The organism is Luteococcus struthionis, from assembly GCF_048595755.1.
Classification (GTDB): Bacteria; Actinomycetota; Actinomycetes; order Propionibacteriales; family Propionibacteriaceae; genus Luteococcus.
The window spans coordinates 3,219,412-3,246,000 of sequence record NZ_CP184360.1 but is presented as its reverse complement, the minus strand read 5'-3'; the positions used below and the strand labels follow the sequence as shown (position 1 = coordinate 3,246,000).

Annotated in this window: 28 protein-coding genes; 20 read left to right on the top strand and 8 right to left on the bottom strand. The window is 70.3% G+C overall.

Features of this window, described 5'->3' with window-relative positions:
• Positions 1-122: 122 nt before the first annotated feature.
• The 6 genes from ACOAMO_RS15105 (at position 123) to recN (ending at position 6,188) form a co-directional block, all read left to right on the top strand.
• Positions 123-1,535: a hypothetical protein gene (locus ACOAMO_RS15105; protein ID WP_420175557.1), complete on the top strand. Its 1,413-nt coding sequence runs from the start codon at positions 123-125 to the stop codon at positions 1,533-1,535.
• A complete protein-coding gene (locus ACOAMO_RS15100; RefSeq protein WP_420175556.1) occupies positions 1,532-2,530 on the top strand; it encodes an HAD-IIA family hydrolase in 999 nt (332 codons plus the stop codon). Before ACOAMO_RS15105 ends, ACOAMO_RS15100 begins: the two co-directional genes overlap by 4 nt.
• Positions 2,527-2,769 (top strand): hypothetical protein, encoded by a 243-nt coding sequence (locus ACOAMO_RS15095; RefSeq protein ID WP_420175555.1) that lies wholly within the window; start codon positions 2,527-2,529, stop codon positions 2,767-2,769. Before ACOAMO_RS15100 ends, ACOAMO_RS15095 begins: the two co-directional genes overlap by 4 nt.
• Positions 2,756-3,502: a TlyA family RNA methyltransferase gene (locus ACOAMO_RS15090; RefSeq protein ID WP_420175554.1), complete on the top strand. Its 747-nt coding sequence runs from the start codon at positions 2,756-2,758 to the stop codon at positions 3,500-3,502. Before ACOAMO_RS15095 ends, ACOAMO_RS15090 begins: the two co-directional genes overlap by 14 nt.
• A 107-nt stretch (positions 3,503-3,609) precedes the next feature.
• Positions 3,610-4,485, top strand: a complete 876-nt coding sequence (locus tag ACOAMO_RS15085; protein ID WP_420177070.1) for an NAD kinase — start codon at positions 3,610-3,612, stop codon at positions 4,483-4,485.
• Positions 4,485-6,188: a DNA repair protein RecN gene (gene recN / locus ACOAMO_RS15080; protein ID WP_420175553.1), complete on the top strand. Its 1,704-nt coding sequence runs from the start codon at positions 4,485-4,487 to the stop codon at positions 6,186-6,188. Before ACOAMO_RS15085 ends, recN begins: the two co-directional genes overlap by 1 nt.
• On the opposite strand, the gene ACOAMO_RS15075 is transcribed toward recN, so the two are convergent.
• The 7 genes from ACOAMO_RS15075 to ACOAMO_RS15045 all read right to left on the bottom strand — a co-directional run bounded on the left by ACOAMO_RS15075 (position 6,179) and on the right by ACOAMO_RS15045 (position 13,830).
• Positions 6,179-6,991 carry an ABC transporter ATP-binding protein gene (locus ACOAMO_RS15075; RefSeq protein WP_420175552.1) on the bottom strand — a complete coding sequence of 271 codons (813 nt, stop codon included), beginning with the start codon at positions 6,989-6,991 and terminating at the stop codon, positions 6,179-6,181. The two genes, recN and ACOAMO_RS15075, sit on opposite strands and share 10 nt — an antisense overlap.
• The gene (locus ACOAMO_RS15070; protein ID WP_420175551.1) at positions 6,988-7,980 is read right to left on the bottom strand and encodes an iron chelate uptake ABC transporter family permease subunit; all 993 of its coding nucleotides are present in this window, start codon (positions 7,978-7,980) and stop codon (positions 6,988-6,990) included. Before ACOAMO_RS15070 ends, ACOAMO_RS15075 begins: the two co-directional genes overlap by 4 nt.
• Positions 7,977-8,942, bottom strand: coding sequence for a FecCD family ABC transporter permease (locus ACOAMO_RS15065; protein WP_420175550.1), 966 nt, complete (start codon positions 8,940-8,942; stop codon positions 7,977-7,979). Before ACOAMO_RS15065 ends, ACOAMO_RS15070 begins: the two co-directional genes overlap by 4 nt.
• A 50-nt stretch (positions 8,943-8,992) precedes the next feature.
• A complete protein-coding gene (locus ACOAMO_RS15060; protein ID WP_420175549.1) occupies positions 8,993-10,033 on the bottom strand; it encodes an iron-siderophore ABC transporter substrate-binding protein in 1,041 nt (346 codons plus the stop codon).
• A 95-nt stretch (positions 10,034-10,128) separates the two neighbouring features.
• Positions 10,129-11,040, bottom strand: coding sequence for a siderophore-interacting protein (locus tag ACOAMO_RS15055; protein ID WP_420175548.1), 912 nt, complete (start codon positions 11,038-11,040; stop codon positions 10,129-10,131).
• Positions 11,041-11,092: 52 nt separating this feature from the next.
• Positions 11,093-12,151 carry an ATP-dependent DNA ligase gene (locus tag ACOAMO_RS15050; protein WP_420175547.1) on the bottom strand — a complete coding sequence of 353 codons (1,059 nt, stop codon included), beginning with the start codon at positions 12,149-12,151 and terminating at the stop codon, positions 11,093-11,095.
• A 125-nt stretch (positions 12,152-12,276) separates the two neighbouring features.
• Positions 12,277-13,830, bottom strand: a complete 1,554-nt coding sequence (locus ACOAMO_RS15045) for an exo-alpha-sialidase (RefSeq protein WP_420175546.1) — start codon at positions 13,828-13,830, stop codon at positions 12,277-12,279.
• A 108-nt stretch (positions 13,831-13,938) separates the two neighbouring features.
• Here ACOAMO_RS15045 and ACOAMO_RS15040 point away from each other — a divergent pair, with 108 nt between their 5' ends.
• From ACOAMO_RS15040 to ACOAMO_RS15000, 9 genes are all read left to right on the top strand, one after another.
• Positions 13,939-14,619 (top strand): NUDIX domain-containing protein, encoded by a 681-nt coding sequence (locus tag ACOAMO_RS15040; RefSeq protein ID WP_420175545.1) that lies wholly within the window; start codon positions 13,939-13,941, stop codon positions 14,617-14,619.
• The gene (locus ACOAMO_RS15035) at positions 14,606-15,565 is read left to right on the top strand and encodes a site-specific tyrosine recombinase XerD (protein WP_420175544.1); all 960 of its coding nucleotides are present in this window, start codon (positions 14,606-14,608) and stop codon (positions 15,563-15,565) included. Before ACOAMO_RS15040 ends, ACOAMO_RS15035 begins: the two co-directional genes overlap by 14 nt.
• Before the next feature lie 225 nt (positions 15,566-15,790).
• A complete protein-coding gene (locus ACOAMO_RS15030) occupies positions 15,791-16,648 on the top strand; it encodes a ParA family protein (protein ID WP_420177069.1) in 858 nt (285 codons plus the stop codon).
• Positions 16,633-17,109 (top strand): hypothetical protein, encoded by a 477-nt coding sequence (locus ACOAMO_RS15025; RefSeq protein WP_420175543.1) that lies wholly within the window; start codon positions 16,633-16,635, stop codon positions 17,107-17,109. The genes ACOAMO_RS15030 and ACOAMO_RS15025 overlap by 16 nt, the downstream gene beginning before the upstream one ends.
• Position 17,110: 1 nt before the next feature.
• Entirely contained in the window at positions 17,111-17,959 is an 849-nt protein-coding gene (locus ACOAMO_RS15020) for a segregation and condensation protein A (protein WP_420175542.1), read from the top strand.
• Positions 17,952-18,698: an SMC-Scp complex subunit ScpB gene (gene scpB, locus ACOAMO_RS15015; RefSeq protein ID WP_420175541.1), complete on the top strand. Its 747-nt coding sequence runs from the start codon at positions 17,952-17,954 to the stop codon at positions 18,696-18,698. The genes ACOAMO_RS15020 and scpB overlap by 8 nt, the downstream gene beginning before the upstream one ends.
• 49 nt (positions 18,699-18,747) lie before the next feature.
• Positions 18,748-19,527 (top strand): pseudouridine synthase, encoded by a 780-nt coding sequence (locus tag ACOAMO_RS15010; protein ID WP_420177068.1) that lies wholly within the window; start codon positions 18,748-18,750, stop codon positions 19,525-19,527.
• A 16-nt stretch (positions 19,528-19,543) separates the two neighbouring features.
• A complete protein-coding gene (locus ACOAMO_RS15005; protein ID WP_420175540.1) occupies positions 19,544-20,980 on the top strand; it encodes a proteasome accessory factor PafA2 family protein in 1,437 nt (478 codons plus the stop codon).
• A gap of 9 nt (positions 20,981-20,989) precedes the next feature.
• On the top strand, positions 20,990-22,123 hold the full coding sequence (locus tag ACOAMO_RS15000; protein WP_420175539.1) for an FKBP-type peptidyl-prolyl cis-trans isomerase: 1,134 nt from the start codon (positions 20,990-20,992) through the stop codon (positions 22,121-22,123).
• 52 nt (positions 22,124-22,175) lie between these two features.
• Here the strand turns inward: ACOAMO_RS15000 and gluQRS are convergent, their stop codons facing one another.
• Positions 22,176-23,087, bottom strand: coding sequence for a tRNA glutamyl-Q(34) synthetase GluQRS (gluQRS, locus tag ACOAMO_RS14995; protein ID WP_420175538.1), 912 nt, complete (start codon positions 23,085-23,087; stop codon positions 22,176-22,178).
• A 149-nt stretch (positions 23,088-23,236) separates the two neighbouring features.
• Here gluQRS and ACOAMO_RS14990 point away from each other — a divergent pair, with 149 nt between their 5' ends.
• The 5 genes from ACOAMO_RS14990 to tatC are packed head-to-tail and all read left to right on the top strand — an operon-like array spanning position 23,237 to position 26,589.
• Positions 23,237-24,208, top strand: coding sequence for a helix-turn-helix transcriptional regulator (locus ACOAMO_RS14990; protein WP_420175537.1), 972 nt, complete (start codon positions 23,237-23,239; stop codon positions 24,206-24,208).
• Positions 24,205-25,179: a helix-turn-helix transcriptional regulator gene (locus ACOAMO_RS14985; protein ID WP_420175536.1), complete on the top strand. Its 975-nt coding sequence runs from the start codon at positions 24,205-24,207 to the stop codon at positions 25,177-25,179. The genes ACOAMO_RS14990 and ACOAMO_RS14985 overlap by 4 nt, the downstream gene beginning before the upstream one ends.
• Positions 25,179-25,442 (top strand): hypothetical protein, encoded by a 264-nt coding sequence (locus ACOAMO_RS14980; protein ID WP_420175535.1) that lies wholly within the window; start codon positions 25,179-25,181, stop codon positions 25,440-25,442. Before ACOAMO_RS14985 ends, ACOAMO_RS14980 begins: the two co-directional genes overlap by 1 nt.
• A 12-nt stretch (positions 25,443-25,454) precedes the next feature.
• Positions 25,455-25,721, top strand: coding sequence for a twin-arginine translocase TatA/TatE family subunit (locus tag ACOAMO_RS14975; protein ID WP_420175534.1), 267 nt, complete (start codon positions 25,455-25,457; stop codon positions 25,719-25,721).
• A 19-nt stretch (positions 25,722-25,740) separates the two neighbouring features.
• Entirely contained in the window at positions 25,741-26,589 is an 849-nt protein-coding gene (gene tatC, locus ACOAMO_RS14970; RefSeq protein ID WP_420175533.1) for a twin-arginine translocase subunit TatC, read from the top strand.

Genomic DNA, 26,589 nt, shown 5'->3' with positions numbered 1-26,589 from the left:
CATTTTCCCGGCGGCCTTCCGGGCCGGCCCCAGAGGTGGTGCGCCAGTTTCGAGGCGCCCGGTCCTCACAGACACGACGATCACACATCGCACCCACAGCAGGCGTGCGGCAGGATGGAACCATGGCTGACTACCCAAGCAACAACTCGTCGAACAATCGTGATGGCTACGGCCGGGGACGCCCCGCGGGTAGGCCTGGTCGCGATGGTGCCGGCCGCCGCGACGATCGAGGACGCGGGGAGCGCGGTTACGGTCGCTCATCTGGTGGTCAGGAGCGTGGTTACTCGCGTCGCGACGATCGCCGGGAGCGCGGGTACGGCAGGGATTCGCGTGGTGAGGAGCGTGGTTACTCGCGCCGAGACGATCGCGGGGAGCGCGGGTACGGTAGCGGTTCACGCTCGGATGATCGAGGTGATCGCCGCCAGGGTGGCCGGGCGGACGAGACTCGCGGGTATCGGCGTGACGACGCTCGCCCCGGTGGCCGAGGGCTGCAGCGAGAGGAGCGTCGGGATGAGCGCCAGGAGGGTGCCTCTCAGCGCAACTGGCGAGACGATGATCGTCGTGGCCAGGATCGGCGTGGCGGCCAGGATCGGCGTGGTGGGCGCGGTCAGGACTTCCGTCGTGACGACCGAGGGGGACGTGGCCGTGATTTCCGCGAGGACCGCGGTGCACGAGGGGGCTTCCGTGATGATCGGGCACCCCGCGAGACCGAGGACTTCGTGCGGCCCGGGCTGGCGGCCCGCGCAGATGAGCCCGAGACCCCGACAGAGGTCGACGAGCGAGTGCTTCCCTTCGCGGTCCGTGCCGAATTGCGTGGCCTGCCCAAGGATCTGGGAGCCACCGTCGCGGCACACCTGGTGGCTGCGGGAGAACTGATCGACGAGGACCCCGAGCTGGCCTACCGGCATGCCGAGGCGGCCCGTCGACGCGCAGCCCGGCTGCCCGTCGTGCGTGAGGCCACCGCCGAGACCGCCTACGCCGCGGGGGAGTATGCCGTCGCGCTCAACGAGTACCGGGCGCTTCGTCGCATGACCGGTGGCGCGGAATACCTGCCCGTGATGGCCGACTGCGAGCGGGCGCTGGGGCGTCCGGCCAACTCACTGAAGCTGGCCAAGGAGGCCGCGAACGAGCGGCTCGATGCCGAACAGCAGGTGGAGATGCTGCTGGTGGAGGCCGGGGCGCGTGACGACATGGGGCAGCGGGCCGAGGCCTTGCGGCTGCTGAAGGGTGCCATCGGTGGCAAGGGTGTGAACAAGCAGGGGCAGGCGCGCTTGCGCTACGCCTATGCCGACCTGCTGGAGCGTTCCGGGCAGGCCGAGGCGGCTCGCCAGTGGTTCGTCATGGTGCAGCGTCTGGACGTCGAGGGATTGCTGGACGCCGAGGACCGGATCAACGCCCTGGACGGCTTCGTGCTGGAGGCGGACCTTGACGAGGACGATGCCGAGGAGACCCAGGCCGAGGAGACCCAGGCCGAGGAGACCCAGGCCGAGGAGCGCGAGACCGAGGCCACGAGCGAGACCAAGGAGCAGGAATGAGCGAGCAGTCGAGGCTGGTGGACGGCTACCGGGCCGCCCTGTTCGACCTTGACGGAGTCGTCTACCTGGGGCCGGCCGCGGTGCCGGGAGCCTCGGAGGGAATCCAGGCCCTCAAGCAGGGCGGAACCCAGGTGGGTTATGTGACCAACAACGCGGCTCGTCCGCCACAGGTGGTGGTGGACCACCTCACGTCACTGCAGGTGCCGGCAGAACTGCCGGACGTGGTGACCAGCGCCCAGGCCGGGGCACGTATGCTCACCGAACACCTGGCACCGGGCAGCAAGGTGCTCGTGGTCGGCACCGAGGCTCTGGCCGCAGAGGTGTCGGCCGTGGGCATGGAGCCGGTGGCCAGCAGTGACGACGAACCGGCCGCGGTGATCCAGGGCTACGACCCGGCGATGACCTGGCCCCGGCTCGACGATGCCTGCTTCGCGGTGCAGCGTGGCGCCCAGTGGTTCGCCACCAACACTGACTCCACCCGACCGACCGACAAGGGTCTGGTGCCCGGTGCCGGCTCGCAGATCGCGGCGGTGCAGGCCACGGTCAAGGTGACCCCGCTGGTGGCAGGCAAGCCCTGCACACCGCTGCTGGAGGAGACCATGCGCCGCATGGGGACGAAGGAGGCCATCTTCGTCGGCGACCGGCTCGACACCGACGTGATGGGTGCCGTGGCCGTTGGCATGGACTCCTTGTTCGTCTTCACCGGCGCCCACGGCAAGCATGACCTGGTGGCCGCCGGAGAGGACCGTCGCCCCACCACCATCGGCCACGACCTTCGCGCCCTGCTGGCCCCTGCCCGGGTGGCGAGCGTCCACGACGGGAGCGCCGAGTGCCGGGGCCACACTGCACGCGTGGTTGACGGTGCCGTGAGGCTGGACGAGGTTCCCGACGACCGGGAAGGCCAACTGGACGCCCTGTGGGCACTGACCCAGCTGGCCTGGGCGGATCCGGACCTGGACTGCTCCGAGGTCGACCGGCTGGACCTGGTGCCGTGAGCGAAGACCTGCCGCCCCAGAACGGGCTGGCCGAGCCGCCCGAGACGGGAAATCCGCGTGTCGACGAGGCACTGGCCACCGTCCGCGACCTGACCGAGGTGCCCCTGGCGGAGCACCACGACCGACTCACCGCGGTGCAGGACGCCCTCTCGGCAGCGCTGGAGGAGAGCCGTCAGCCGGCTCCGTCGCCGATTCCCGCCGCCCTGCGACCGGGCCACGGGACGGATGCTCGTGGCTGAGACCGGACGGCTCGACGTCGTGATGACCCAGCGCGGGCTGGCGCGCAGCCGCAGCCTGGCCCGCAAGCTCGTCGAGGACCAGCTGGTGGAGGTGGACGGGAAACTCGCCACCAAGGCCTCCCAACAGGTGCCGTTGAGCGCTCAGATCACCCTGCTGGACCATGTCCAGTGGGCCTCCCGGGCCGCCTTCAAATTGCTGGGGGCACTGGACTCGCTGGGGTGGCAGCGCGTGCCCGAACGGGTGCTGGATGCCGGTGCCTCCACCGGCGGTTTCACCGAGGTGCTGTTGAGCAGGGGAGCCTTGCAGGTCTTCGCCGTCGACGTCGGCCACGGCCAGTTGGTGCCACATCTGCGGGAGGATCCCCGCGTCGTGGTGCGTGAGGGGTTGAACCTGCGTGACCTGGCGATCGCCGACGTGGGAGGCCGCAGCGTCGACCTGGTGGTCTGCGACGTGAGCTTCATCAGCCTCGGCCTGCTGCTGGAGCGGCTCTTCTCGGTCCTCGGGCCCCAGGGCCGTGCCCTGCTGATGGTCAAGCCGCAGTTCGAGGTGGGCCGCAAGAACCTCACCTCGACCGGTGTCGTCAAGGACGAGGCCACCCGGCTGCAGGCGGTGGAAGCCGTGTGCCAACAGGCCCGCAGCCTGGGGTGGCAGGACGTCTGGCGGGAGGCCAGTCAGCTGCCGGGACCAGCCGGGAACATCGAGTACTTCGTGCTCTTCGAACGCGCCGGCTGACCTCTCGTCGGGTGGACCACGTCGCTGAACTTGTCGGAGCACGCGGCTAGGGTGGCTTCGTGAGCGATGACCAGAGCACGGACACCAGTCGGCGCGCCGTAGCGGTGATGCTGCACCCCACCCGGCCCGAAGCCCTCGTGGCGGCCGTCGACTTCATCGAACGGATCGCCGAACGCGGTATCCGATCCGAGGTGCAGGTCGACTTCCACGACCAGGTGCGTGCCAAGGTGCGTCCCGAGGTGGACATCGACGTGCTCGACGCCCGCGACCCAGAGGTGGAACTGGTCGTCGTCTTCGGTGGTGACGGATCGATCCTGCGCGGCGCCGAGACGGCCCTGCCCTGGGGTGTCCCGCTGCTGGGCGTCAACCTGGGCCACGTCGGCTTCCTGGCCGAGCTGGAGGCCTCCGAGATCGAGACGCTGGCCGACAAGGTGGACGAGCGCGCCTACACCGTCGAGCGTCGGCTCACCCTGGCCGTGGAGGTCTATGCGCCCGATGGGGAGCTGCAGTGGTCCTCCTTCGCAGTCAACGAGGTCTCGGTGGAGAAGATCGCCCGGGAGCGCATGCTGGAGGTGTTGGCGCTGGTCGACGAGCGTCCGCTCTCGCGCTGGGGGTGCGACGGGGTGCTGGTGAGCACGCCGACCGGATCGACGGCCTATGCCTTTTCCGCCGGGGGGCCCGTGATGTGGCCCGACGTGGAGGCCATCGAGCTGGTTCCGCTCTCGGCCCACGCGCTGTTCGCCCGGCCTGCCGTGCTGAGCCCCAAGTCCGTCATCGACCTGCTGGTCAGCGTCGAACGCAACATCCCGGCCGTGGTCTGGGCCGACGGCGCCCGCAGCGTCGACGCCGCCCCCGGCAGCCGGATCACCATGCGTCGCGGTGAGCACGACCTGTTGATCGCCCGGCTGCGCCCCCAGCCGTTCACCACGCGGCTGGTGAAGAAGTTCGAGCTTCCCGTCGAGGGTTTCCGGGGACGCCGCTGATGCTGACGGACCTGAGGATCCAGGGACTCGGTGTCATCGAGCAGAGCACCATTGACTTCCACCCCGGCATGACCGCCGTCACCGGCGAGACCGGTGCGGGCAAGACCATGGTGGTGAGCAGTCTGGGCTTGCTGATGGGCACCCGGGCCGATGCCGGCGTGGTTCGCCACGGCTCGCCCCGCGCACTCGTCGAGGGGCGCTTTGCCAACCTCGACCATGTTGCCGAACGCGTGGACGCCGCCGGTGGGGTGGTGGAGGACGGCGAGCTGCTGCTGGCCCGCCAGGTGAACCAGTCGGGGCGCTCCCGCGCCTTCATCGGTGGGGCACAGAGTTCGGTGGGCGCCCTGGCCGAACTGGCTGGCGAGCTGGCCACCATCCACGGACAGTCCGAGCAGGTGCGGTTGGGCAGCCCGGAGCGCCAGCGGCAGGTGCTGGACCGATTCTGCGGGCCCGAGCACGCCAAGGCCCTGGCCGACTACCAGCACGACTTCGACCGACGGACTCAGCTGGCCCAGGAACTCGAGGACCTGGTCACCCGGGCGCAGGAACGCGCGCGCGAGCAGGACCTGCTGCGCTTCGGTCTGGAAGAGATCGCCGCGGTCGACCCGCAACCGGGCGAGGACGAGGCCCTGACCCAGGAGATGACGCGTCTGCAGGCCATGGACGACCTGCAGCGTCTTGCCCAGCAGGCCTCCACGGCCCTGAGCGGCTCGCTCGACGGCTTCGACGACAACCCCGGGGTGGTGGGCCTGTTCGGTGAGGCCCGCAAGGGCATGGAACAGGCCGAGGCCCTGGACCCGGCGGCGGCCGAGGTGGCGCAGCAGCTGCGCGAGGTGGGCTTTGCCGTCAACGACGCGGCCGCCGCGGTGGCGGGCTACCTGGCCGACCTCGATGCGGATCCCGCCCGTCTGGAGGCCATCGGGGAACGACGCGCCGCCCTGGCCGGGCTCACCCGCAAGTACGGCACCACCATCGACGAGGTGCTGCAGTGGTCGCAGGACTCCGCCCGACGACTGGGGGAGCTGACCGGTTCCGACGAGCGCATCGACCAGCTGCGCGACCAGCTGGCGCAGCTCGACGACTCCCTGGCCAGCCAGGCCGCCGCCCTCACCGCGACCCGTCGTGAGGCCGCCGAATCCCTGGCCAGCCAGGTGCAGGGCGAACTGGCGGCCCTGGCGATGCCGCATGCCCGGCTCGCCTTCGAACTGAAGGCACTGCCCGACCTGGGGCGGTACGGTGCCGAGAGCGTCCAGCTCACCTTCGCCGCCAATCCCGGCCTGCCATCCGCACCCCTGGGCAAGGTGGCCTCGGGCGGTGAACTGTCACGCGTTCGCCTGGCGCTGGAGGTGGTGCTCGCCGACGCCAACGCCGGTGACGAGCACGGCGTCCACACCTGTGTCTTCGACGAGGTCGACGCCGGCGTGGGCGGTGCGGTCGCGGTCGAGATCGGGCGTCGGCTCGCGGCACTGGCCAAGCACTGCCAGGTGATCGTGGTCACCCACCTGGCCCAGGTGGCGGCCTTCGCCGACTCACACCTGGTGGTCAGCAAGTCCACCAACGGCGAGGTGACCGTCAGCGGGCTGCGGCGCGTCACCGGACAGGACCGCCAGGAGGAGCTGGCCCGCATGATGGGCGGCATCGAGTCGAGCGAGTCGTCGCTGGCCCATGCCCGTGAGTTGTTGGAGACGGCCGGTCAGGGCTGAGCCGCCGGCTCACGGCGCTCCTGTCGGGAGCGGGGCGCCACCACCGGGCCGCGGGGATCGTCCAGGTCGACCCGGCACTGGATCCCGTACACGTCCGTGACTGAGGCCTCGGTGATCACGCTGCGCGGGGCACCGTCGGCCACCAGCCGTCCCTGGCGCATCAGCAGCAGGTGGTCGGCATAGGCGACGGCCTGGGGCAGGTCGTGCAGTACGGCCACCACCGTGCGCCCCTGGTCCACCAGGTCTGCGCAGACGTCCAGCAACTGGTACTGCGCGGCGAGGTCCAGGTAGGTGGTGGGCTCGTCGAGCAGCACGATCGGGGTGTCCTGGGCCAGGACCATCGCCAGCCAGACCCGTTGGCGCTGGCCCCCCGACAGTTCCGAGACCCGGCGCGGCAACAGGTGGCCGACGCCCGCGCGGTCCACTGCCCGGGCGATGGCCTCCTCGTCGCCAGCCGCACTGGTGCGCAGCAGCGAGTGGTAGGGGTGGCGGCCACGGGCGACCAGCTCGGCCACGGTCAGGCCGGGCGGGGAGACGGTCTGTTGCGGCAGCAGGCTGACCGTGCGGGCCAGCTCGCGTCGCGGGTGGTCGGCCACCGACCGGCCCCGGATGGTGATCCGTCCCTCGTCGGCTGGCCGCAGCTGGCACAGGGCGCGCAGCAGGGTGGACTTGCCACAGCCATTGGGGCCGATCACGGCGGTGAAACTGCCCGTCGGGATGGTGGCGGACAGCGCATCGACGGCGGTGAAGCTGCCGAAGCGCACCGTGAGGTCGTGGATGGAGATGGCCGGTGCGCCGCTCACAGCGCCCCCTTTCGGAATTGGGACAACAGCAGGAATCCCAGGAAGATGCCGCCCAGCAGCGCGGTGACCACGCCCACCGGCAGCCCGTCCAGGACCGTCCAGTGGGCGACGGCCAGATCTGCCAGACAGACCTCGAGTGCCCCCACCAGCGCGGCGGTGCCCATCGCGGGCCGTCCGCCGAACCAGCGGGCCAGGTGCGGGGCGGTCAGGGCGACGAAGGTGATGGGGCCCGCGACGGCCACGGCCGCGGCGGTGAGGACGATGCCCAATCCCAGCGACAGTGCGCGGGTGGTTCCCGGGCGGGAGCCCAGGCCGTGGGCGGCCTCGTCGCCCAGGGCCACCAGGTCCAGGTCCGTGCGCAGCGCCAGCGCCGCGAGCCAGCCGGGCAGCAAGACCAGCCAGACCAACAGGGCATCCTGACAGGAGCGGGAGTTGAGGGAACCGGTCAGGGCAGATGCCAGCGCCATGGCCTCGGCCTGGCGGGACCAGACCAGCACCAACTGGGTGATCGCCGTCGCGCCGGCGGCCACGCCGATCCCGGCGACGATCACCGCACCCGGGTTGCGGAATCCGGTCGTGGTCACCCAGCCCACCAGGAGCCCGGCCAACAGTGCGCCGGCCAGGGAGCCGGGCAGCACCGGCAGGTGCCAGAAGGTGGCCAGCGCCGTGCCGGCACCGGCGGCCGCGGTGATCCCGATCACGTCGGGGGTGACCAGCGGATTGGCGGTGGCACGTTGGAACAGGGCCCCGGCCAGACCGAGCGCCGCTCCGGTGCCCAGCCCGGTGGCCAGCCGCGGGCCGCGCAGCCGACGCAGGGCGAGACCACCGCCGCCGTCGAGCAAGTCCAACAGGGCGTGCGGTTGCCGCGCGAGCGGGATCCCCAGCTGACCGACGGCCAGGGTGAGGGCACAGCCGGCCAGCAGCGCGGCCACCAGAGCCACGACGGCCACCCGGCGTCGGGCGGTGCGGGGCAGGGGGAGGGCACTCACAGCGCACCCCGTGCTCGGCGCACGACGGTCAGCAGCAGCGGCGCCCCCATCAGGGCAGTCACCACCCCGACCGGCACCTCGCCGGGGCGGGCCACCAGGCGGCCGGCCACGTCGGCCAGCAACAGCACCACCGGACCGAGCAGCGCACAGACCGCCAGCAGCACCCGGGCGCTGGAGCCCGCCACGGACCGGGCCAGATGGGGCACGGCGAGTCCGACGAAGGCGATCGGCCCGGTGACGGCCGTCGCGGCGGAAGTGAGCAGCGCCACCGCCAGGAAGGTCAGGCCGCGGACCAGTCCCGGGCGCTGGCCCAGGGCGGTGGCGGCGTCATCACCCAGCGCCAGGGCATCCAGGCCACGGGAGGTGCCGGCCAGCAGCACCGCGCCCGCGGCTGCGGTGAGCAGTACCGGCCAGGTCAGGGCGGCCCCGGCGGACAAGGACCCGGCCGACCAGAAGCGCAGCGCGTCGAAGGCCCGCTGGTCACGCAGGGCCAGGGCCTGGGCAAAGGCCATGGCGCAGGCCGTGACCACTGCGCCGGCCAGCAGCAGCCGGGTGCTGTCCGGGCCACGGCCCAGACTGCCCAGCCCGAGCACCGCCACCGTCGCCAGCAGGGCGCCCACGAAGGCACCGCCCACCAGTCCCAAGGGGGACAGGGCGGCCGAGGTGGTGACCAGCACGATCCCGGCGGCGGCGCCACTGGTCAGGCCCAGCACGCCCGGGTCGCCCAGGGGATTGCGGGTGGCCACCTGCACCGCGGCGCCGCTGCTGGCCAGGGCGGACCCGGCCAGCAGCCCGCACAGGGTGCGTGGCACCCGACTGGCCAGCACGGTGCGGGTGTACTCGTCGCCCCGGCCGTGCAGGGTGGGCCACAACTCTTCGAGCGGGATGGACTTGCTGCCCAGGGCCAAGCTGACCAGCACCGCGAGCGCCACCGTGGTGGGCAGGGCGAGGGGCAGGATCAACCGGTGAAGGCCCTGGGGGCCATGAAGGCCGGGAGTGCGGGGGCCTGGCCTCACGCGCCGAGCTTCTTGACCGCGGCGTCGATCAGCGGCGTCAGCTTGGGCAGCACCCACGGCACGGTCAGCGGATTGATCATGCTCATCGCGGTGACCAGCTGCTGGTCGTCGGGAGCCACGACGGAGCCACGCTTGATCGCCGGGATCTTGGCGTAGAGCGGTTGGGAGAGCACCTGCTTCTTGGTGGCGGCGTCCATGTACCAGGTGAACAGCAACTGGCTCTGGGAGAGCTCGTCTGCGTTCTCCAGCCCGATCAGTGCCCAGTCGGAGCCGTCCTTGGACTTGACGTCGGCCAGTGCCGGATCGGGGGTGAGGCCCAGGGCACTGATCATCGCCACTCGCTGCTCGGTGGGCATGTAGACACCCAGCGTGCCCTGGCCCTGGGTGTAGATGTAGCTGAAGGTCTTGCCCTTCCAGTCGGGATGCTTGCCCCCGGCCTCGGCGAGGGTCTTCTTCAACTGCTCGATCACCTGCTGCCCCTCGGAGGGCTTGCCCAGGGCCTTCGCGACCGTGGCGATCTCGGCATCCCAGGTGGTGGTCCAGGCGGTCTTCTCGTAGGCGACCACGGGGCAGATCTCGGCCAGCAGGTCGTACTGCTTCTGGGTGAGGCCGCTCCAGGGGGCCAGCACCAGGTCTGGCTCCAGGGTGGCGATGGTCTCCACGTCCAGCTGTTCACCGCCCTCGAAGGTCTTGGGCAGTTCCTTGCCGTCCTTCTCGTAGGCCTCACGGACCCAGGGCAGGTGACCGTCCTTGTCGGCGCCCCAGGTGTAGGTCTCGGTGCCGATCGGGAAGGTGCCCAGCGCGATCGCGGCCTCGGTGGCGCCCTGGCCGATGGTGACGATCCTGCTGGGGGTCTGCTCGATGCTGGCGGTGCCCAAGGCGTGCTTGATGCTCACCGGGAATCCGCCGTCGGTGGTGCCTGCGGAATCGCTGCCCGAGGATGCGGGGGTTGCCTCCTGGGAGCCGCAGCCGGCCACGGTGGCGAGGCCGACGGCGCCGGTCAGGCCGATCAGGGCGCGACGGGTCAGGTGGGTCATGGGTCTTCTCCCTTTTTGACGTGATGGTGATGGGGCGACGTGATGGTGATGGGGTCGATGCGAGGGTGATGGATTGTGTTGGCTGGTGCGGCCGGTCAGCACTCGGCTCGGCCGAGGCGCCAGTAGCCCATGAAGGAGACGCACTGGCGCGGGCAACCGCGGGCCTGGACCAGTTGGCGGCGGATGCGGGTGATCGCGGTGCTCTCACCGGCCAGCCACGCGTAGTGCCGAGCCTCGACGTCGGGCTGGGCCTCCTGCCAGAGCGGAGCCTCCGGGTCGGCGCCGCCCTCGGCTGCCTCGTCCGTGGTCGCCCCGTCGGTATGCGCCTCGTCGGTGTGCTGGGGGCAGCCCGGCGGCCAGGCCAGGCCCGCGAGCTCTTCCTCCAGACGGGTGCCTGGGACGCTGCCGTCGCAGGGCAGGATGCGCAGCTCGATCCCGGCCGGCGCGGCGAGTGGGTAGTGGTCGTCGCTGGTGGGAAGTTCCACCAGCGCGGTGCCGGTGGCGTCATCGGGCAGGGAGGCGAGGATGTTGGCGATGGCGGGCGCGGCGGTGGCATCGCCGGCGATCAACAGCTCCCGGGCGGCACCGGGGCGCCAGGCGATGCCGACGTCGTCGCCGCCCTCGGCCCCCGCGATCGGTGCCGCCAGGACCAGGGCGTCACCCGGCTGCACGGTCTCGATCCATCGGCCCGCCGGTCCTGAAGTGCCGTGGCGGATGACGTCGATGTCCACCTCGCCGGAGCTCGGACGGACCTGACGGGCGGTGTAGGTGCGCATCGCTGGTCGCCCTGCGAGCTCCTGCCAGCGCGGATACCAGTCGCTGCCGCGCGGCACGTCCTGCAGACGGTCCCCGTCGTGGCGGGGCAGGAGCAGCTTGATCCGCCGGTCCAGGCAGCGCGGATGGACCCGCTGCAGCCCTGGGCCACGCAAGGTCACGCGACGGATGCTGGGGCTCAGGTCGGTCACCGTGGCGACGGTGGCCTCCAGGGACTCGTAGGGCGCGGACACACGGCGAGACTAGCAACCTAAGGTTAGGCTTGCCTAATCATTCCTTCCGGGGTCAGCCCTGGAGCACCTCGGCCAGATCGTAGGCGATCGGTCGGTCCACCTGCTCCAGCAGGCAGCTCGACGGCTCGCGATCCGGCCGGAAGCGCACCAGCGTCACCGCATGCCGGAAGCGGCGGCCCTCCAGCTGGTCGAAGGCCACCTCCACCACCAGCTGCGGATCGAGCGGGAGGAAGGCGGCATCGGCCGCACTGGTGTACCGGTTTCGTTCCTTGGCGGCCTGCTGCACCCGGCCGTCCTCGTCGCGCAGCACCAGCGGCTCCAGTTGCTCGGCCAGCGTCAGCCGCATCGTGTTGCTGAAGGCGCCGATGCCACCCACGGGCAGCAACTCGCCGTGCTCGTCGTACATCCCCAGCAGCAGGGATCCGACGCCGGCCCCGGACTTGTGGACGCGATAGCCCACCACCACGGCCTCGGCGGTGCGCTTGTGCTTGATCTTGAGCATCACCCGCTTGTTCTGCTGGTAGGGGTCGTCGTTGCGCTTGGCGACCACCCCGTCCAGACCGGCGCCCTCGAAGGTCTCGAACCAGCGTTGCGCCTCGTCCTGGCTGGAGGTCACCCGGGTCAGGTGCAGGCTGGGGGAGTCGATGCCGGCAAAGACGTCCTCCAACCTGGTGCGGCGCTCCCGATAGCCCAGTGCGGTGAGGTCCTCGTCGCCCAGCGCCAACAGGTCGAAGCAGACCAGCTCCGCGGGTGTCTCGCGTGACAACCGCTCCACCCGCGAGGCGGCGGGATGCACCCGGGCGCTGATCGACTCCCAGTCCAGCCGCTGCGCACGCGGCTCACCGGTGCGCACCACCAGCTCGGAGTCGACGATGCAACGCGTCGGCAGTGTCTCCCGCACCAGGCGGACCACCTCAGGGAAGTAGCGGTTGAGTGACTTGCGGGAGCGGCTCAGCAGTTCGACCTCGTCCCCATCGCGGCAGACGATGCAGCGAAAGCCGTCCCATTTGGGCTCGTAGCTCCAACCACCGGGAACGGAGTCCTGGGCCGGGACGGCGTCAACGGCCTTCGCCAGCATCGGGGAGATCGGCAGGTCCAGGGGGAGTTGCATGTCCGACAGTGTGGCAGAGCGGATGCGCTGCCGAAGCCGGCCAGGCCCCACCCCCCCTGGACCGTGTCGTGTCAGAGCGCCGTGTCGTGTCAGACTACGGAGCCCTGTCAGACCACGGATCCCTGTCAGACCACGGAGCGGGGTCGCAGGTCCAGGGCGGGGATCGGCTCGGTCACGGAGACGCTGCGGTCTCCGGCGCGTGCGCTGGCCGTGACCTGGGGTGCGAAGACCCCGGCGGCCACCTCGGCATCCAGCAGGCGGTGGTCGAAGCCGGTCCGGCTGGAGATGGTGGCGGTCCCGCCGGGCGGCAGCGTGCCCACCAGGAGCGGGGAGGAGTCGATGTTCCAGCTCACCGTGACGTCGGTGAGGGGAACATTGCCGTCATTGCGCAGCCGCACCCAGGCCACCGCATTGTCCGCCACCAGCCCCTCGGCGGTGTAGTCCGGGTAGACCGCATCGAAGCAGGGGGTCAGCTCAAGGCTCGGATGGGGCGCCGCGCTGGCCGAGGCGGCGACCTCGACGTCGGCGCTGCGCAGGGCATTGACCCTCCCTCCCCGGGGATTGACCGGGGTGCTCTTGGTCTTCGCCGTGGCCTTCAGCTCCAGTGTGCGCGGCCCGGCCACGGTCTGCGGGACCATGATCGACACCGTGACCTCACGCGTCCTGCCGGCCGGCAGGGCAGGGATCGACTGGGGGGCCGACTCGCTGCCGTCGAGGTCCACGCCCAGGCTGATCTGGTTGAGCGTGGTGACGCCCTGGTTGGTGGCGCTGACCGTCACCCGGTTCTCCACGCCTGCCTGAAGCACCGTGCCGTCGGGGATGGACAGCAGCAGCGGCGCCGGGTTGAGGGTGCGCAGGTCCAGCTCCCGGTAGGAGATCGTCGCATAGGCTTCCCGCTCATAGAGCAGGCCGAGTCGGCTCTGGGTCAGCGGCGTGATCACCGAATAGGCGCTCGCATCGTCGTCCAGCACATAGCGGCTCGGCCAGGTCGCGCCGTCGTCGAAGGACACGTAGAGGCTGAGATTGCGCCGGATGGTGGCGTCGTGGGTGCTGCTGAGCACCTGCACCCGGGATTCGGGGCTCCCGGGCTGCGCCTCGGGGTGGAGCCGGGTGATGTGGCCATTGTTGCCCGAGCCCACCTGCTCCGGGACGGGCTGGAGCTTCGGATAGCTCACCCCACCGTCGGCGGAGACCGCCTGCAGTCGACGCGGCCGGGCGCGCACATTCAGCAGGACACTGCCGTCCGAGAGCTCGGAGACCTTGTTCTCGTCAGCGCCCGGGCCCACCGGCACGCCGTACTGCCAGGTCTCACCGTGGTCATCGGAGTAGACGCCGACGGTGTAGTTGCCGCCGTTCACCCGCACCACGTACTGCTGGATCAACCGGCCGGCCCACGGGCCGTGGCGCAACTGCAGGCCCTCGCCCGACGCGGCGAACATCCCTGCCCACGCGGGGTCCTTGCTCTGCCCGGTGATCCGACGATGCTGCCAGGTCAGGCCGTCGTCGTCGGAGAAGGAGTAGTCATTCTGGGTGATGTTCGGGTCCTCGGGATCATTCCCGGTGCGGGAGCTGGCATAGCCGGCATTCACGGAACTGGTGTAGAAGCAGAAGATCCGTCCGGTGGTGTGGTCGGTGAGCAGGCTCGGGTCACCGGTGGACCAGACCGGGTCCCGGCGCACGATCTGCAGGGGCTGAGGCGTTCACTCCATCTGAGCGCTTCGTGCACCCGGCCACCCGCGCCCCTGGTCGGCTTGATCCGGACGGTCCCGGAGCGCAAGCATGGCGTCATGACCATGCCCTTGGACCGCCCCGAAGCCTGGACCATCAATTCCCACCGAGTGCTGGGCGTCGGGCGAGTGTGCAGCTTCGTCGAGGAGGACATCCTGCCGCCGTCCGGGGAACAGTTCACCCGGCAGTACCTGACCCACCCCGGCGCAGTCGCGGTGATGGCCCTGGACGACGACGACCGGGTCGCCGTGGTGCACCAGTACCGCCATCCGGTGGCGATGAAGCTGGTGGAACCGCCCGCCGGGCTGCTGGATGCCGAGGGTGAGTCCTTCCTGTCGGCCGCCCAGCGCGAGCTGGCCGAGGAGGCACTGTTGCGGGCCGACGACTGGCGCGTGCTGGTGGACATCTTCACCACTCCCGGTGGCTGCGAGGAGTCGATCCGCATCTACCTGGCCAGGGGCCTGTCGCCGGCACCTCGTCCCGAGGGCTTCGTCGTCGAGGACGAGGAGGCCCACATGGAGATCAGCTGGGTGCCGTTGGAGGAACTGGTGGCCCAGGTCTTCGCCGGCAGGATCCAGTCGCCATCCATGGTCAGCGGTGCCCTGGCGCTGCAGACCGCACTGCTGAGCGGCACCCTCGACGCCCTGCGGCCTGCGGATGCATCGTGGCCGGCCCGTGAGGTCTGGCAGGCCCGCGTGGCCGAACGCACCCGGATGGAGTCCGGTGGTGACCAGGGCTGAACCGTGGAGTGACCACGGCGCCCTGTCGCGGGTGGCGCCGGCCTGGCTCGACCACCTGCTGGTGGAGCGTGGCCTGTCGGCCAACACCCTGGACGCCTACCGCCGAGACCTGCGCCGCTATGCCGAGTACCTGGCCGCGCGGCACATCGACGACTTCGACAAGATCGGCGAGGCAGACGTGCAGGGCTTCCAGCACTGGCTGGCCACGGGGGAGGGGCCCCGCGCCCCGCAGGCACCGGCCAGCGTGGCCCGCTGCCTGGTGACCGTGCGCAACCTGCACCGCTTTGCCGTCGACGACGGATTGGCCAGTCAGGACGTGGCGGCCAACGTCCAGGTGCCGCGGCTGGGCACCCGACTGCCCAAGGCGCTCGACGTGCAGCAGGTGCAGGCGCTGCTGGATGCCCCCGACGCGGAGACCACCACCGGGCTGCGCGACCGCGCGCTGCTGGAGCTGCTCTATGGCACCGGTGCCCGCGTCAGTGAGATCTGCCAGCTCGACGTCGACGACCTCACCCGCGTGCTCGCAGCGCCCGAGGCCGGGCTGAGGCTGCTCGGCAAGGGCAACAAGGAACGCGTCGTGCCGCTGGGCAGCTACGCGCGTGAGGCGGTCGAGGCGTGGCTGGTCCGCGGGCGTCCGGTCTGGCAGCAGGCCGCCAGGAATCCCGGCCCGGCGCTGCTGCTCAACTCGCTGGGGCGGCGCCTGTCGCGCCAGAGTGCCTACCAGGTGCTGAGGCAGGCTGCCGCCACGGCAGGGCTCGATGTGGAGGTCAGTCCGCACAGCCTGCGCCACAGCTTCGCCACGCACCTGCTGGACGGCGGGGCCGACGTCCGCGTGGTGCAGGAACTGCTGGGGCACTCGTCGGTGACCACGACGCAGATCTACACGATGGTGACGGTGGAGCACCTGCGCGAGGTCTACCTGGATTCCCACCCCAGGGCCCGCTGACCGGGCGACGTCCCACCGACGGCTGGGGGACATGTCGACCTTTCGGCTGGCCCGGCGTACTAGGCTGGGGTCCTCTGGCCGACGAAGCGTCGTGGCGACGCACCCGTCCCAGGCCCAGAACCCCGAACTGCATCGCGCGAAAGGTACAACGTGGAGCCCACCGAGAACCACCCCTATGACCAGTCGCTCCTCGAGGTCCCGGCCGGCGCTGCGCGCCGCAACGACGTGCAGACCCCTGCCGGTGAGGAGGATCCCACCGGCCGCACCTTCCCCCATCTGCCGGAGCCCACTGCGCCGCAGCCGGGGCAGAAGGCCATCGTCATCAGCAACGTGAACCAGAAGGGTGGCGTGGGCAAGACCACCACCACCATCAACCTGGGTGCCGCGCTGGTGGAGACCGGGCGGCGGGTGCTCCTGGTGGACTTCGACCCCCAGGGGTCGCTCAGCGTCGGTCTGGGCATCAACCCCCACACCCTCGAATCCAGCATCTACAACCTGCTGCTCACCCGGGAGCACACCCCGCAGGAAGTGATCCAGCCCAGCGTGATCGAGGGGCTCGACATCCTGCCCTCCAACATCGACCTGTCGGCGGCCGAGGTGCAGCTGGTCAGCGAGGTGGCTCGTGAGCAGACGCTGCTGCGGGTGCTGGAGAAGGTGGAGGACGACTACGACGTCATCCTCATCGACTGTGCGCCCTCGCTCGGCCTGCTCACCATCAATGCGCTGACGGCTTCCCACTACGTGCTGATGCCGCTGGAGTGCGAGTTCTTCGCGCTGCGCGGCATCGCCCTGCTGACCGACACGATCAGCAAGGTGCAGGAACGGCTCAACCCCAAGCTGCAGATCCTGGGCATCCTGGGAACCATGTACGACGGACGCACGCTGCACTCGCGCGAGGTGCTGGAGCGCGTCGTCGACGCCTTCGGCGAGCAGGTCTTCCACACCGTGATCAAGCGCACCATCAAGTTCCCCGAGACCACCGTGGCCGGTGAGCCGATCACCACCTATGCCTCCAGCTCGCCCGGTGCCGCCGCCTACCGTCAGCTGGCGAAGGAGGTCTTGGCTCGATGCCACGGCGCGTGAGCCTGCCGGGCGCGTCCGAACTCTTCCGGCCCACCAGCGCGCCCGAGATCGACCTGGTGCCGAGCCCGGCGCCGGCCCAGCCGTCCGAGGAGCGGCCGTCCCAGGAGCAACCGGCTCCGTCTGCGCCGCGCCCCCGCAAGCGCCGGGCCCCCTCGGCCGAACCGACGGAGCAGCCCGCGTCGGCCCCCGCCGAGCCGACGGCCGAGAAGGCGCAGAAGCCTGCGCGCAAGAGCACGCGCAAGGGCGCCAGTGGCCGGGTGCGTCACGACGAGAAGATCACCGTCTACGTGAGTCGCGAGGAGCTGATGGCCCTGGAGCACGCTCGGCTGGAACTGCGTGGTGACTACGACTTGGCCGTCGACCGTGGCCGAATCGTCAGGGAGTCCATTGCCCTGGCGATGGCAGACCTGGCGGCACACGGTGCCGATTCCGAGCTGGTGCGTCGCCTGAACGAGCAGTGACGTGGCCTCGGCAAGCCACGACGAGCCGTCCACGGGGCAGGAGCACCAAGGTTTCCAGGTGACCCTGGACAATTTCGAGGGACCCTTCGACCTGCTGCTGCAGCTGATCAGTCGCCACAAGCTGGACGTGACCGAGATCGCCCTGAGCCGGGTCACCGACGAGTTCATCGCCCACGTCAAGGCCGGCGGAGCCGTGTGGGACCTGGAACAGACCAGTTCCTTCCTGGTGGTGGCCGCCACGCTGCTCGACCTGAAGGCGGCCCGGCTGCTGCCCCAGGGCGAGGTGGAGGATGCCGAGGACCTGGCCCTGCTGGAGGCCCGCGACCTGCTCTTCGCCCGGCTGCTGCAGTACCGGGCCTTCAAGCTGGTCAGCGCCCAGTTCGCCCGTCGCCTGGAGGCCGAGACACGGCGCTTTGCCCGTCCCGGAGGGTTGGAGCCCCGCTTCGCGGGCCTGCTGCCCGAGGTGCAGATCCGCGCCACGCCGCAGCGGTTGGCCGAGATCGCGGCCCGGGCCATGACGCCGCCGGCCGCGGTGGAGGTCAGCCTGGACCACCTGCACGGCTCCCGGGTGAGCGTCCAGGAACAGGCCTCGCTGGTGGTCGAACGATTGCGTCGGCAGGGCACGTTGACCTTCCGCGCGCTGACCGGTGACGCGGACCGCATCACGACGGTGGCCAGGTTCCTGGCCCTGCTGGAGCTCTACCGCAATCGTGCGGTGAGCTTCGAGCAGCTGACCCCGCTGGGGGAGCTGACCATCCGGTGGACTGGGCACCAGGAGGGCGACGTGGCGATCAGCGACGAGTTCGACGGTGGGACGGAACTGCGTCAGGAGGAGGATGCCCATGAATGACGACGAAGCGGTGTATGACGACGAAGCGGTGTATGACGATGAACCGGTGAAGGGCAACGAGCCGTTGACGTCCGGCAGCCTGGCCGCACGAGCCGAACGGGTCGAGGGGCCGCTCGAGGCGTTGCTGCTGATGGCCGACGAGGCGATGCCCGCCAGCACGCTGGCCGAGGCGGTGCAGGAACCCCTGGCAGTGGTGGAGCAGGCCTTGGCCAATCTGCGTGAGTTCTACGACCGCAGCGAACGTGGCTTCGAACTGCGCAATGTGGGCGGCGGGTGGCGCTACTGGACCCGCGCCGAGCATGCCGACCTGATCAGTGCCTGGGTGGTCTCCGGTCAGTCGAACAAGCTCTCCCAGGCCGCCCTGGAGACCCTCAGCGTCATCGCCTACCTGCAGCCGATCAGCCGTGCCCGGATCTCCGCCGTGCGTGGGGTGAACGTCGACGCGGTGGTGCGCACCCTGGTGGCGCGCGGCCTGATCAGCGAGGCCGGAGCCGACGAGCAGACCGGGGCCACCGTCTTCAGCACCACCGACTACTTCCTGGAACGCATGGGGTTGGCCAGCGTCGACGAACTGCCCCCGCTGGCACCGCACCTCCCCGACGCCTCGGCGCTGGAGGAGGAATTGTCACACTTGGCCGCTACCGTAGAGACCGATGGTGACGACGATTCCGCCGACACCAACAGCGGTGGCGCGTCGCACGAGGACGCGCCGCACAGAGGAATGGACGAGCATGACTGACCACGACGACCGTGAGGTCGACGAGACAACCACCCCCGAGCCCGAGACCATGTCTCCGGAGCCCGAGGCCACGACCCCCGAGCCTGTCGAGGGGGAGGGTATCCGGCTGCAGAAGGTGCTGGCCAATGCCGGCCTCGCATCGCGACGCCACGCCGAGATCATGATCGCCGATGGCCGCGTCGAGGTGAACGGCGCCCTGGTCACCGAGCAGGGAATCCGCGTCCACCCCGAGCGTGACACCATCCGCGTCGACGGGATGCGGATCCCGCCGCCCCGCCGCAATGCCTACCTGGTGGTGAACAAGCCGCGCGGCGTGGTGTCCACCATGGAGGACCCGGAGGGCCGCCCCACGCTGGGCGACATCGAGTTCGACAAGCAGGCCTGGAAGCAGCTGCGCCTGTTCCACATCGGCCGCCTCGACACCGACACCGAGGGTCTGATCCTGCTCACCAATGACGGGGAGTTCGCCCACCGCATGGCGCACCCCAGCTACAAGGTGCCCAAGACCTACCTGGCTGAGGTGGAGGGCTTCCTGGACAACAAGACCCTGCGCCGTCTGGAGAAGGGCCTGCGGCTGGACGACGGTCCGGTCAAGCCCGACAAGGTGAAGCTCGTGATGCGCTCGGAGAAGCGCTCGCTGGTGGAGGTCACCCTGCACGAGGGGCGCAACCGCATCGTGCGTCGCATGATGGACTCGATCGCCCATCCCGTGCGCAAGCTCAGCCGCACCGCGATCGGTCCGGTCCGGTTGGGCCAGCTGCCGATCGGCGAGGCACGCGAACTGACCCGCGACGAGCTGGGGGCCCTGCTCGACCTGGTGAAGATGTGAGGCGCTGAGCGAAGCGATGGTGCGAGTACGTGGACTGGAGACCGAGTACGGGCTGCAGGTTCGGGTACGTCCCCTGGACGCCGCCTCCCCGGTGGGGTGGCGGCGTCTGTCGTCGGACGAGGCTTCCCGGGTGCTCTTCGAACCGGTGGTGCAGGCCAATGCGGCCACCAGCGTCTTCCTGCGCAATGGCGGGCGGCTCTACCTGGACGTCGGATCCCACCCCGAGTACGCCACCGCTGAGTGCAGCACCCTCGCGGAGCTCATTGCGCAGGACCGGGCCGGAGACCTGATCCTGTCACGGCTGGCCGGCCGGGCCCGGGAGGCCCTGGCCGAGCAGGGGCTGGCGGCCACCATCGCGATCTTCAAGAACAATGTCGACTCGCACGGGAACTCCTACGGCAGCCACGAGAACTTCCAGGTGGCGCGCACCTCGAGCCTGGAGGCGATGGTGCAGGCGCTGGTGCCCTTCCTCACCACCCGCCAGCTGATCTGCGGCGCCGGACACTGGCAGCGAGACCGCTCGGGGACTGGCCGTTTCGTGCTGTCGCAGCGCGCGGCCCACATGTGGGATCCGCTCGGTTCGGGCACCACCCGCTCGCGCCCGATGGTCAACACCCGCGACGAACCCCACGCCGATGCCCAGCGCTTCCGTCGGTTGCACGTGATCGTCGGCGACTCGACGATGCTGGACCACAGCACGCTGCTGCGCGTGGGGTCGATGGAGTTGGTGCTGCGGGCCGTCGAGGCCGGTGAGCGATTCGCGGGCGTGCAGGTGCCCGAGCCGGGACGAACCATTCGGGAGGTCTCCACCGATCTGGGCGGGCAGCGTGCCGTCACCAGCGCCGGTCACAGCACGCTCGAGGTGCAGCGGCTCTGCTGGCAGGCGGCGGAGGCCTTCGTCGACGACGAGGAGCTGGCCGAGGTGCACCGGTTGTGGGACGGGGTCCTGCGGGCCCTGGAGGACCGGGCTCCCGAACGGTTGGCGGGCCACGTCGACTGGGTGGCCAAGCACCGTCTGTTGCAGGCCCAACGCGCCCGCCACCAGCTGACCGACGACGATCCGCGGCTGGCCCAGCTGGACCTGGCCTGGCACGACATCGTCGAGGGGCAGGGGCTGGCGCGCATCAGCGAGCAGCGCGGCCAGGTCTGGCACTGGTTGGCGCCGGAGGCGGCGCACCGGGCCGTCGACGAGCCGCCGTCCACCACGCGTGCTGCCCTGCGTTCGGCCTTCCTCACCGTCGCGCAGCAGTACCAGCGGGAACACCAGGTGGACTGGATGCGCTTCTCCTGCCACGACCTGGCCGACGGCACGGTGGTGGTGGACGACGCCTCCACCACCAGGGACCAGGCCGTGGAGACACTGCTGGGCCGGATGGCCGACGAACCGCGCCGCGCCGCGTCGAGCAGCTTCGCCACGCGACGACGATCGTGGGGGCCCAGCGAGCTCGGGTAGTCTCGACCCGTGCTTCTCTTCTCGCAGACCATGCAGCCCCAGTCCGGGGACGTCCGCACTCGTGCTCGCCGACGCGCGGGTGCCGCCAGCCTGGCGCTTGGGCTGAGCCTCTCGCTGGCCGCCTGCGGCGGTGACGAGACCACCCAGACGACTGCCAGCAGCAGTGCGGCTGCCTCGTCGGCGCCCGCCGCGGGCTCCTCGGCGACCTCCGCCACGCCTGCCGCATCCGCCACCCCCAGCGCGAAGGCCACGCCCAGCGCCAAGCCCACGCCCACCAAGAAGCCGACCGTCATCAAGGACCTGTCGGCCCTCAAGGTTGCCCCCACCGATCCGGGCAAGGCCCCCAAGGTGACCGGTCAGTGGCCGCTGGCGGTGCAGAAAACCCAGGTGAAGGTGCTCAAGCAGGGCACCGGACCGGCGGTGCCCAAGGACGGCACCGTCGAGGTGAACTACCAGGGCGTCAATGCGCGCACCGGCAAGGTCTTCGACGAGTCCTTCAGCCGCGGCCAGACCGCGACCTTCCCGCTCAACGGCGTGGTGGCCGGTTTCAAGAAGGCCCTGGAGGGCCAGAAGGTGGGAAGCCGCGTGCTGGTCATGATGACCGGCGCCGACGGCTATGACGCCACCGGGGGCAACCAGGCCGCCGGCATCGAGAAGGGCGACAACCTGGTCTTCACGATCGACGTCCTCTCCACCCCGTACACCAAGCCCACCGGCAAGGCCGTGCCGCCCAAGGCCGGGCTGCCGACCGTGAAGGACGACGCCAAGGGCGTTCCGGCGGTCACCATTCCCAAGTCCGATGCGCCCACCGAGCTGTTGACCCAGCCGCTGGTCAAGGGCGAGGGCCGCAAGGTGAAGGCCAATGACGCCATCACCGTGAACTACCGCAGCTACAACTGGGCCGACGGCAAGCTCCTGCAGGACACCTACGCCACCGGTGAGGAGACCGGCCCGCTCAACGAGCTGATCCCCGCGTGGAAGAAGGGCCTGGTCGGGCAGACCACCGGCAGCCGGGTGCTGCTGGTGGCCCCGCCGTCGCAGGCCTACGGCGACCAGGGTCAGGGCAAGGTTCCGGGCAAGGCGACCGTCGTCTACGTCATCGACCTGCTCTACGCCCAGGACGCCGCGCAGGTTCCCCAGTGACCTGGGCCCAGTGACGCGGGCTGGGTGACTCAGGTTGGGTGAGACCAGGCCCTCAGGCGACGGTCCAGGCCCGCCAGACCAGCGGATTGTCCAGCTGGCCCGGGGCCAGGGCCGCGAGCACCTCGGCCGCGGTATCGGCCTCGGGAAGGCCGGCGGAGCGGCACAACCGACGCAGCACCTGTGAGGCACCGACGCCGTGGGCCTGCAGGTCTGCCAGTGTCACCGCACCGTCACGCTTGGCCAAGCGCTTGCCCTGCGCATTGAGGGCGAGCGAGACGTGCACGTATTCGGGCACGGGATGGCCCAACTGGCGCGCCAGCCAGGCCTGACGCGGCGCCGAGTCGAGCAGGTCGTCGCCCCGGGTCACCTGGGTGATGCCCTGCAGGCCGTCGTCCACCACGACGGCGAGGTTGTAGGCAGGGGTGCCATCGGCGCGTTGCAGCACGAAGTCGTCCACCGGGCCGGTGATGCTGCCGGCATGCACGTCGTGCACCGTCTGCCGCGCGTCGTGGGCTCGCACCCGCAGGGCCGGGGCGCGGGTGAGCCTGCGCTGGTCACGTTGGAAGCTGGTCAACCGGGCACAGGTTCCGGGGTAGGGACGCCAACTGGTGGCGCCGGGCCCGCCGTTGGGGGCCTGCGAGGCCTCGGCGATCTCACGCCGCGTGCAGAAACACTCGTAGGTCTCCAGGCCCGCGATGGCCTGACGGTAGAGCTCGATGCGTTCGCCTTGGCGAACCACCGGCGGATCCCAGTCGAGGCCCAGGGCCTGCAGGTCGTCGAGCTGGCGTCGGGCCACCTCGGGGGCGGCGGCCACGCGCTGCTGGTCGAGGTCTTCGATGCGCAACAGGAAGTCGCGTCCTTGGCTGCGGGCCCACAACCAGGCCAACAGGGCCGTGCGCAGGTTGCCCAGGTGGAGGTCGCTGGTGGGCGAGGGCGCGAAACGTCCCGCTCCTGGCCGGTCCATCGGCTCACCTCCCGCTGGTGGAGTCCTTGCTGGCTGGTGCAGCCCTGACTGGCGGGGCCGCTCGCCACCTGCCGGCCGAGTGTCATCGTGGCCCGCTGGTAGCCTCGAGGGCGTCCTGCACACTGTGTCCCCTCGGCAGAAGGTCACCCATGGCACCCCGCAAGAGCGAACGTATCGTGAACCTCACGATCTGCCTGCTCTCGGCCCGCCGTTTCCTGCCCAAGAGCCAGATCCGCGAGGTGGTCGAGGGCTACCAGGACATGAGCGATGCCACCTTCGAGCGCACCTTCGAACGCGACAAGGATGAACTGCGCGCCATGGGCGTCCCGGTGGAGACCGGTCACAACGAGGCCTTCTTCGACGACGAGCCGGGTTACCGCATCCGGCGGGCGGACTTCGAGTTCCCGCCGGTGGAGTTCACCCCGGCCGAGGCGACGGTGCTGGGCGCCGCCGCGCAGGTGTGGCAGCAGGCCAGTGCCGCCGAGCAGACCGTCAATGCGCTCACCAAGTTGCGCGCCACCGGCGTCGAGCCCGACACCGACCGGTTGGCCGCGCTGGAACCGACGGTGACGGCCGTGGAACCTGCCTTCGAGACCATCTGGCAGGCCACCCTGCAGCGTCGCCGGGTCAGTTTCCGGTACCGCGGCGGCAGCGAGGAGCGGGTGCTGGAGCCGTGGAATGTCACCTGGCGCAAGGGCCGCTGGTACGTGATGGGCCATGACCTGAGCCGCGGTGAACCGCGCATGTTCAAGATGGGGCGCATCAGCGGCGAGCCGCGCCTGCACCCCGAGCGGGAGGCCTACCAGGTGCCCGACGTCGACCTGGCCGAGATGGCCCGACGGCTGGAGCCAGCCGGACCGGACGCCACCGCGGTGGTTGCGGTGCGCGAGGGTCATGCACCTGCCATGACACGCCGTTCCGAACGGATCGAGGTGCCACGCCCGTTGCCAGCCGGTTTCGCCGCCTGGCGGGTGCCGTGTGGCAACGAGGCCGAACTGGCCGCCGAGGTGTGTGCCGCGGGGGCCAATGCCGTCGTGCTGGAGCCGGCCCGGTTGCGAGACAGGGTGTTGCACCAGCTGCGCGGAGTGGTGGCCGCCGCACGTGGACAGGAGCAGGCATGAGCACCTCGGCAGAACAGGTGAGCCGGCTGCTGGCCCTGGTGCCCTACCTGCAGGCACACCCGGGCATCGCGGTGACCGAGGCGGCCCAGGCCTTCGGGGTGACGCCCGCGCAGCTGCACAAGGACCTGAAGGTGTTGTGGATGTGTGGCCTGCCCGGCGGGCTGCCGGGTGACCTGATCGAGATCGACATGGATGCCGCGGCAGAGCAGGGCACGATCCACCTCACCAATGCCGACTACCTGAGCCGGCCGATGCGCTTCACCCTGGACGAGGCGATGAGCCTGGTGGTGGCGCTGCGGGCCGTGGCGGAGGTGGCCAGTGGACAGACGGCCCAGGCCGTCGCGAGCGCCCTGTCCAAGTTGGAGGCGCTGACCGCCCAGGGCGAGTCCGAGCGCGTCGCCATCAGCGTCGCCAGCGGTGACGAGGGGGTGCGCGAGGTGCTCACCACCGCCATCGACCAGGGCCAGCGGGTGCGCCTGGTCTACGACGGGCTGGCGCGCGGCCGTACCTCGACGCCGGTGGTGGACCCGGCGCGCATCGACCTGCGCGACGGCGCGGCCTACCTGCAGGCCTGGAGCCTGGAGCGTGATGCCTGGCGGACCTACCGGATCGACCGGATTGTCGAGGCCGAACCGACCGGCGAGCCGGGGGCCGAGCACGGCAGCCCACCGGCGCCGGTGCCCGGATGGTTCGGCCCGCAGACGGACCGGGTCACGCTGGAGCTGGCACCCGAGGCGGCCTGGATCACCGAGTACTACCCGACCGTGGACGTGCACCCTTCGCAAACCCACGATGAACATTTGGTGGCAGTTCTACCGGTGAGCAGCCCCGGATGGCTGCTGTCCTTGCTGTTGCGGCTGGGGGACCAGGTGCGGGTGGTGGAGCCGGCCGGTGCCGCCCAGGAGGCCGCCCGGGTGGCTTCCGAGGCCCTGGAGCTGAACCGACTGTTCCACGCAGACGAGGCTCGCTGATGGGGTGGCTGCTGCTGTGGACCGGTATCGGCATCGCCTGGCTGGCGATGGTGGCCGGGTGCGGCTGGCGCCTGTGGCGCAAGGGGCGTGCCCTGCTGCAGGAGTTGTCCCACCAGGGACGCACCCTGGGCGACCTGCTCACGGTGCTGGGGGAGCTACAGTTGCCAGCGACCGGGAAGACCGGCGCGACCGCCGGGCCCAGCAGGGCCGACGGCGCTGGTACCCCTACGATGGCAGGGCGGCCACCCCGGCCGCAGGAATGAAAGGCATCTGACATGCACGCACTGATCGCTGGACTCCCCGGTGGCATGGAGTGGGTCATCCTCCTCATCGTGGCCTTGCTGCTGTTCGGTGGTTCCCGGCTGGCCGGCATCGGCAAGGGCACGGGGCGCGCCATCCGCGAGTTCAAGGAGGAGACCGCGGGGCTTCGTGACGGTGACAAGAAGGCCGTGGAGCAGGGCAAGGCCGATCCGGTGACCAAGGTGGACGGCCCGACCGAGGCCGAGATCCAGGCCGAGCGCAACAACCTCGGCAACCTCTGAGCCCAGGCCTGCCACACCCGTGTCCAGCACCGCCAAGCGTCGCTTCAACCTGTCCTGGTTGAAGCCACCGGCCATGCCCGAGGACGGGTCCATGGCCCTGGTGGACCACCTGCGCGAGTTGCGCTACCGGGTGATCGTCTCGGCCATCGCCGTGGTGGTGGGCGCCATCGTCTGCTGGTTCTTCATCGACACCCTGCTCGACGTGGTGATGTGGCCCTACCACGAGGCTCGTCGCAACCTGCAGGCCGATCGTCCCGACCTGGTGATGCACACCACCTACCAGGGTGTCTCGTCGCCCTTCATCATGAAGCTGCAGACCGGTGGTTTCGCCGGCCTGCTCCTCACCTGCCCGATCTGGCTCTACCAGCTGTGGGCCTTCATCGCGCCCGGCCTGCTGTCGAAGGAGCGCCGATGGGCGCTCACCTTCCTGGCCGCCGCGATCCCGCTCTTCCTCGCGGGCGTGGTGACCGGATACTTCGTCACCCCCAAGGGCTATGAGGTGATGATCGGCTTCGTGCCGGAGAACTCCGACGCCCTGGCCCTGCTGGACGCCCCGACCTTCCTGGTCAACGAGATCAAGCTGTTGACGCTGTTCGGCGTCTCCTTCCTGCTGCCGGTGGTGCTGGTGACGCTCAACCTGATGGGAGTGGTCACTGGCGAGCAGCTGGGCAAGGCACGTTCGGCGGCGCTCTTCGGCTGTTTCGTCTTCGCCGCCGTGGCCACCCCTTCCACCGACCCCTTCTCGATGTTGGCGATGGCCATGCCGATGGGCTTCCTCTACGTGGTGGCCGAGCTCATTTCCCGTCGGCATGACAAGCGCAAGGCCGTGCAGGAGGCCAAGGAACTCGACGTGCAGTTGACCTATTGA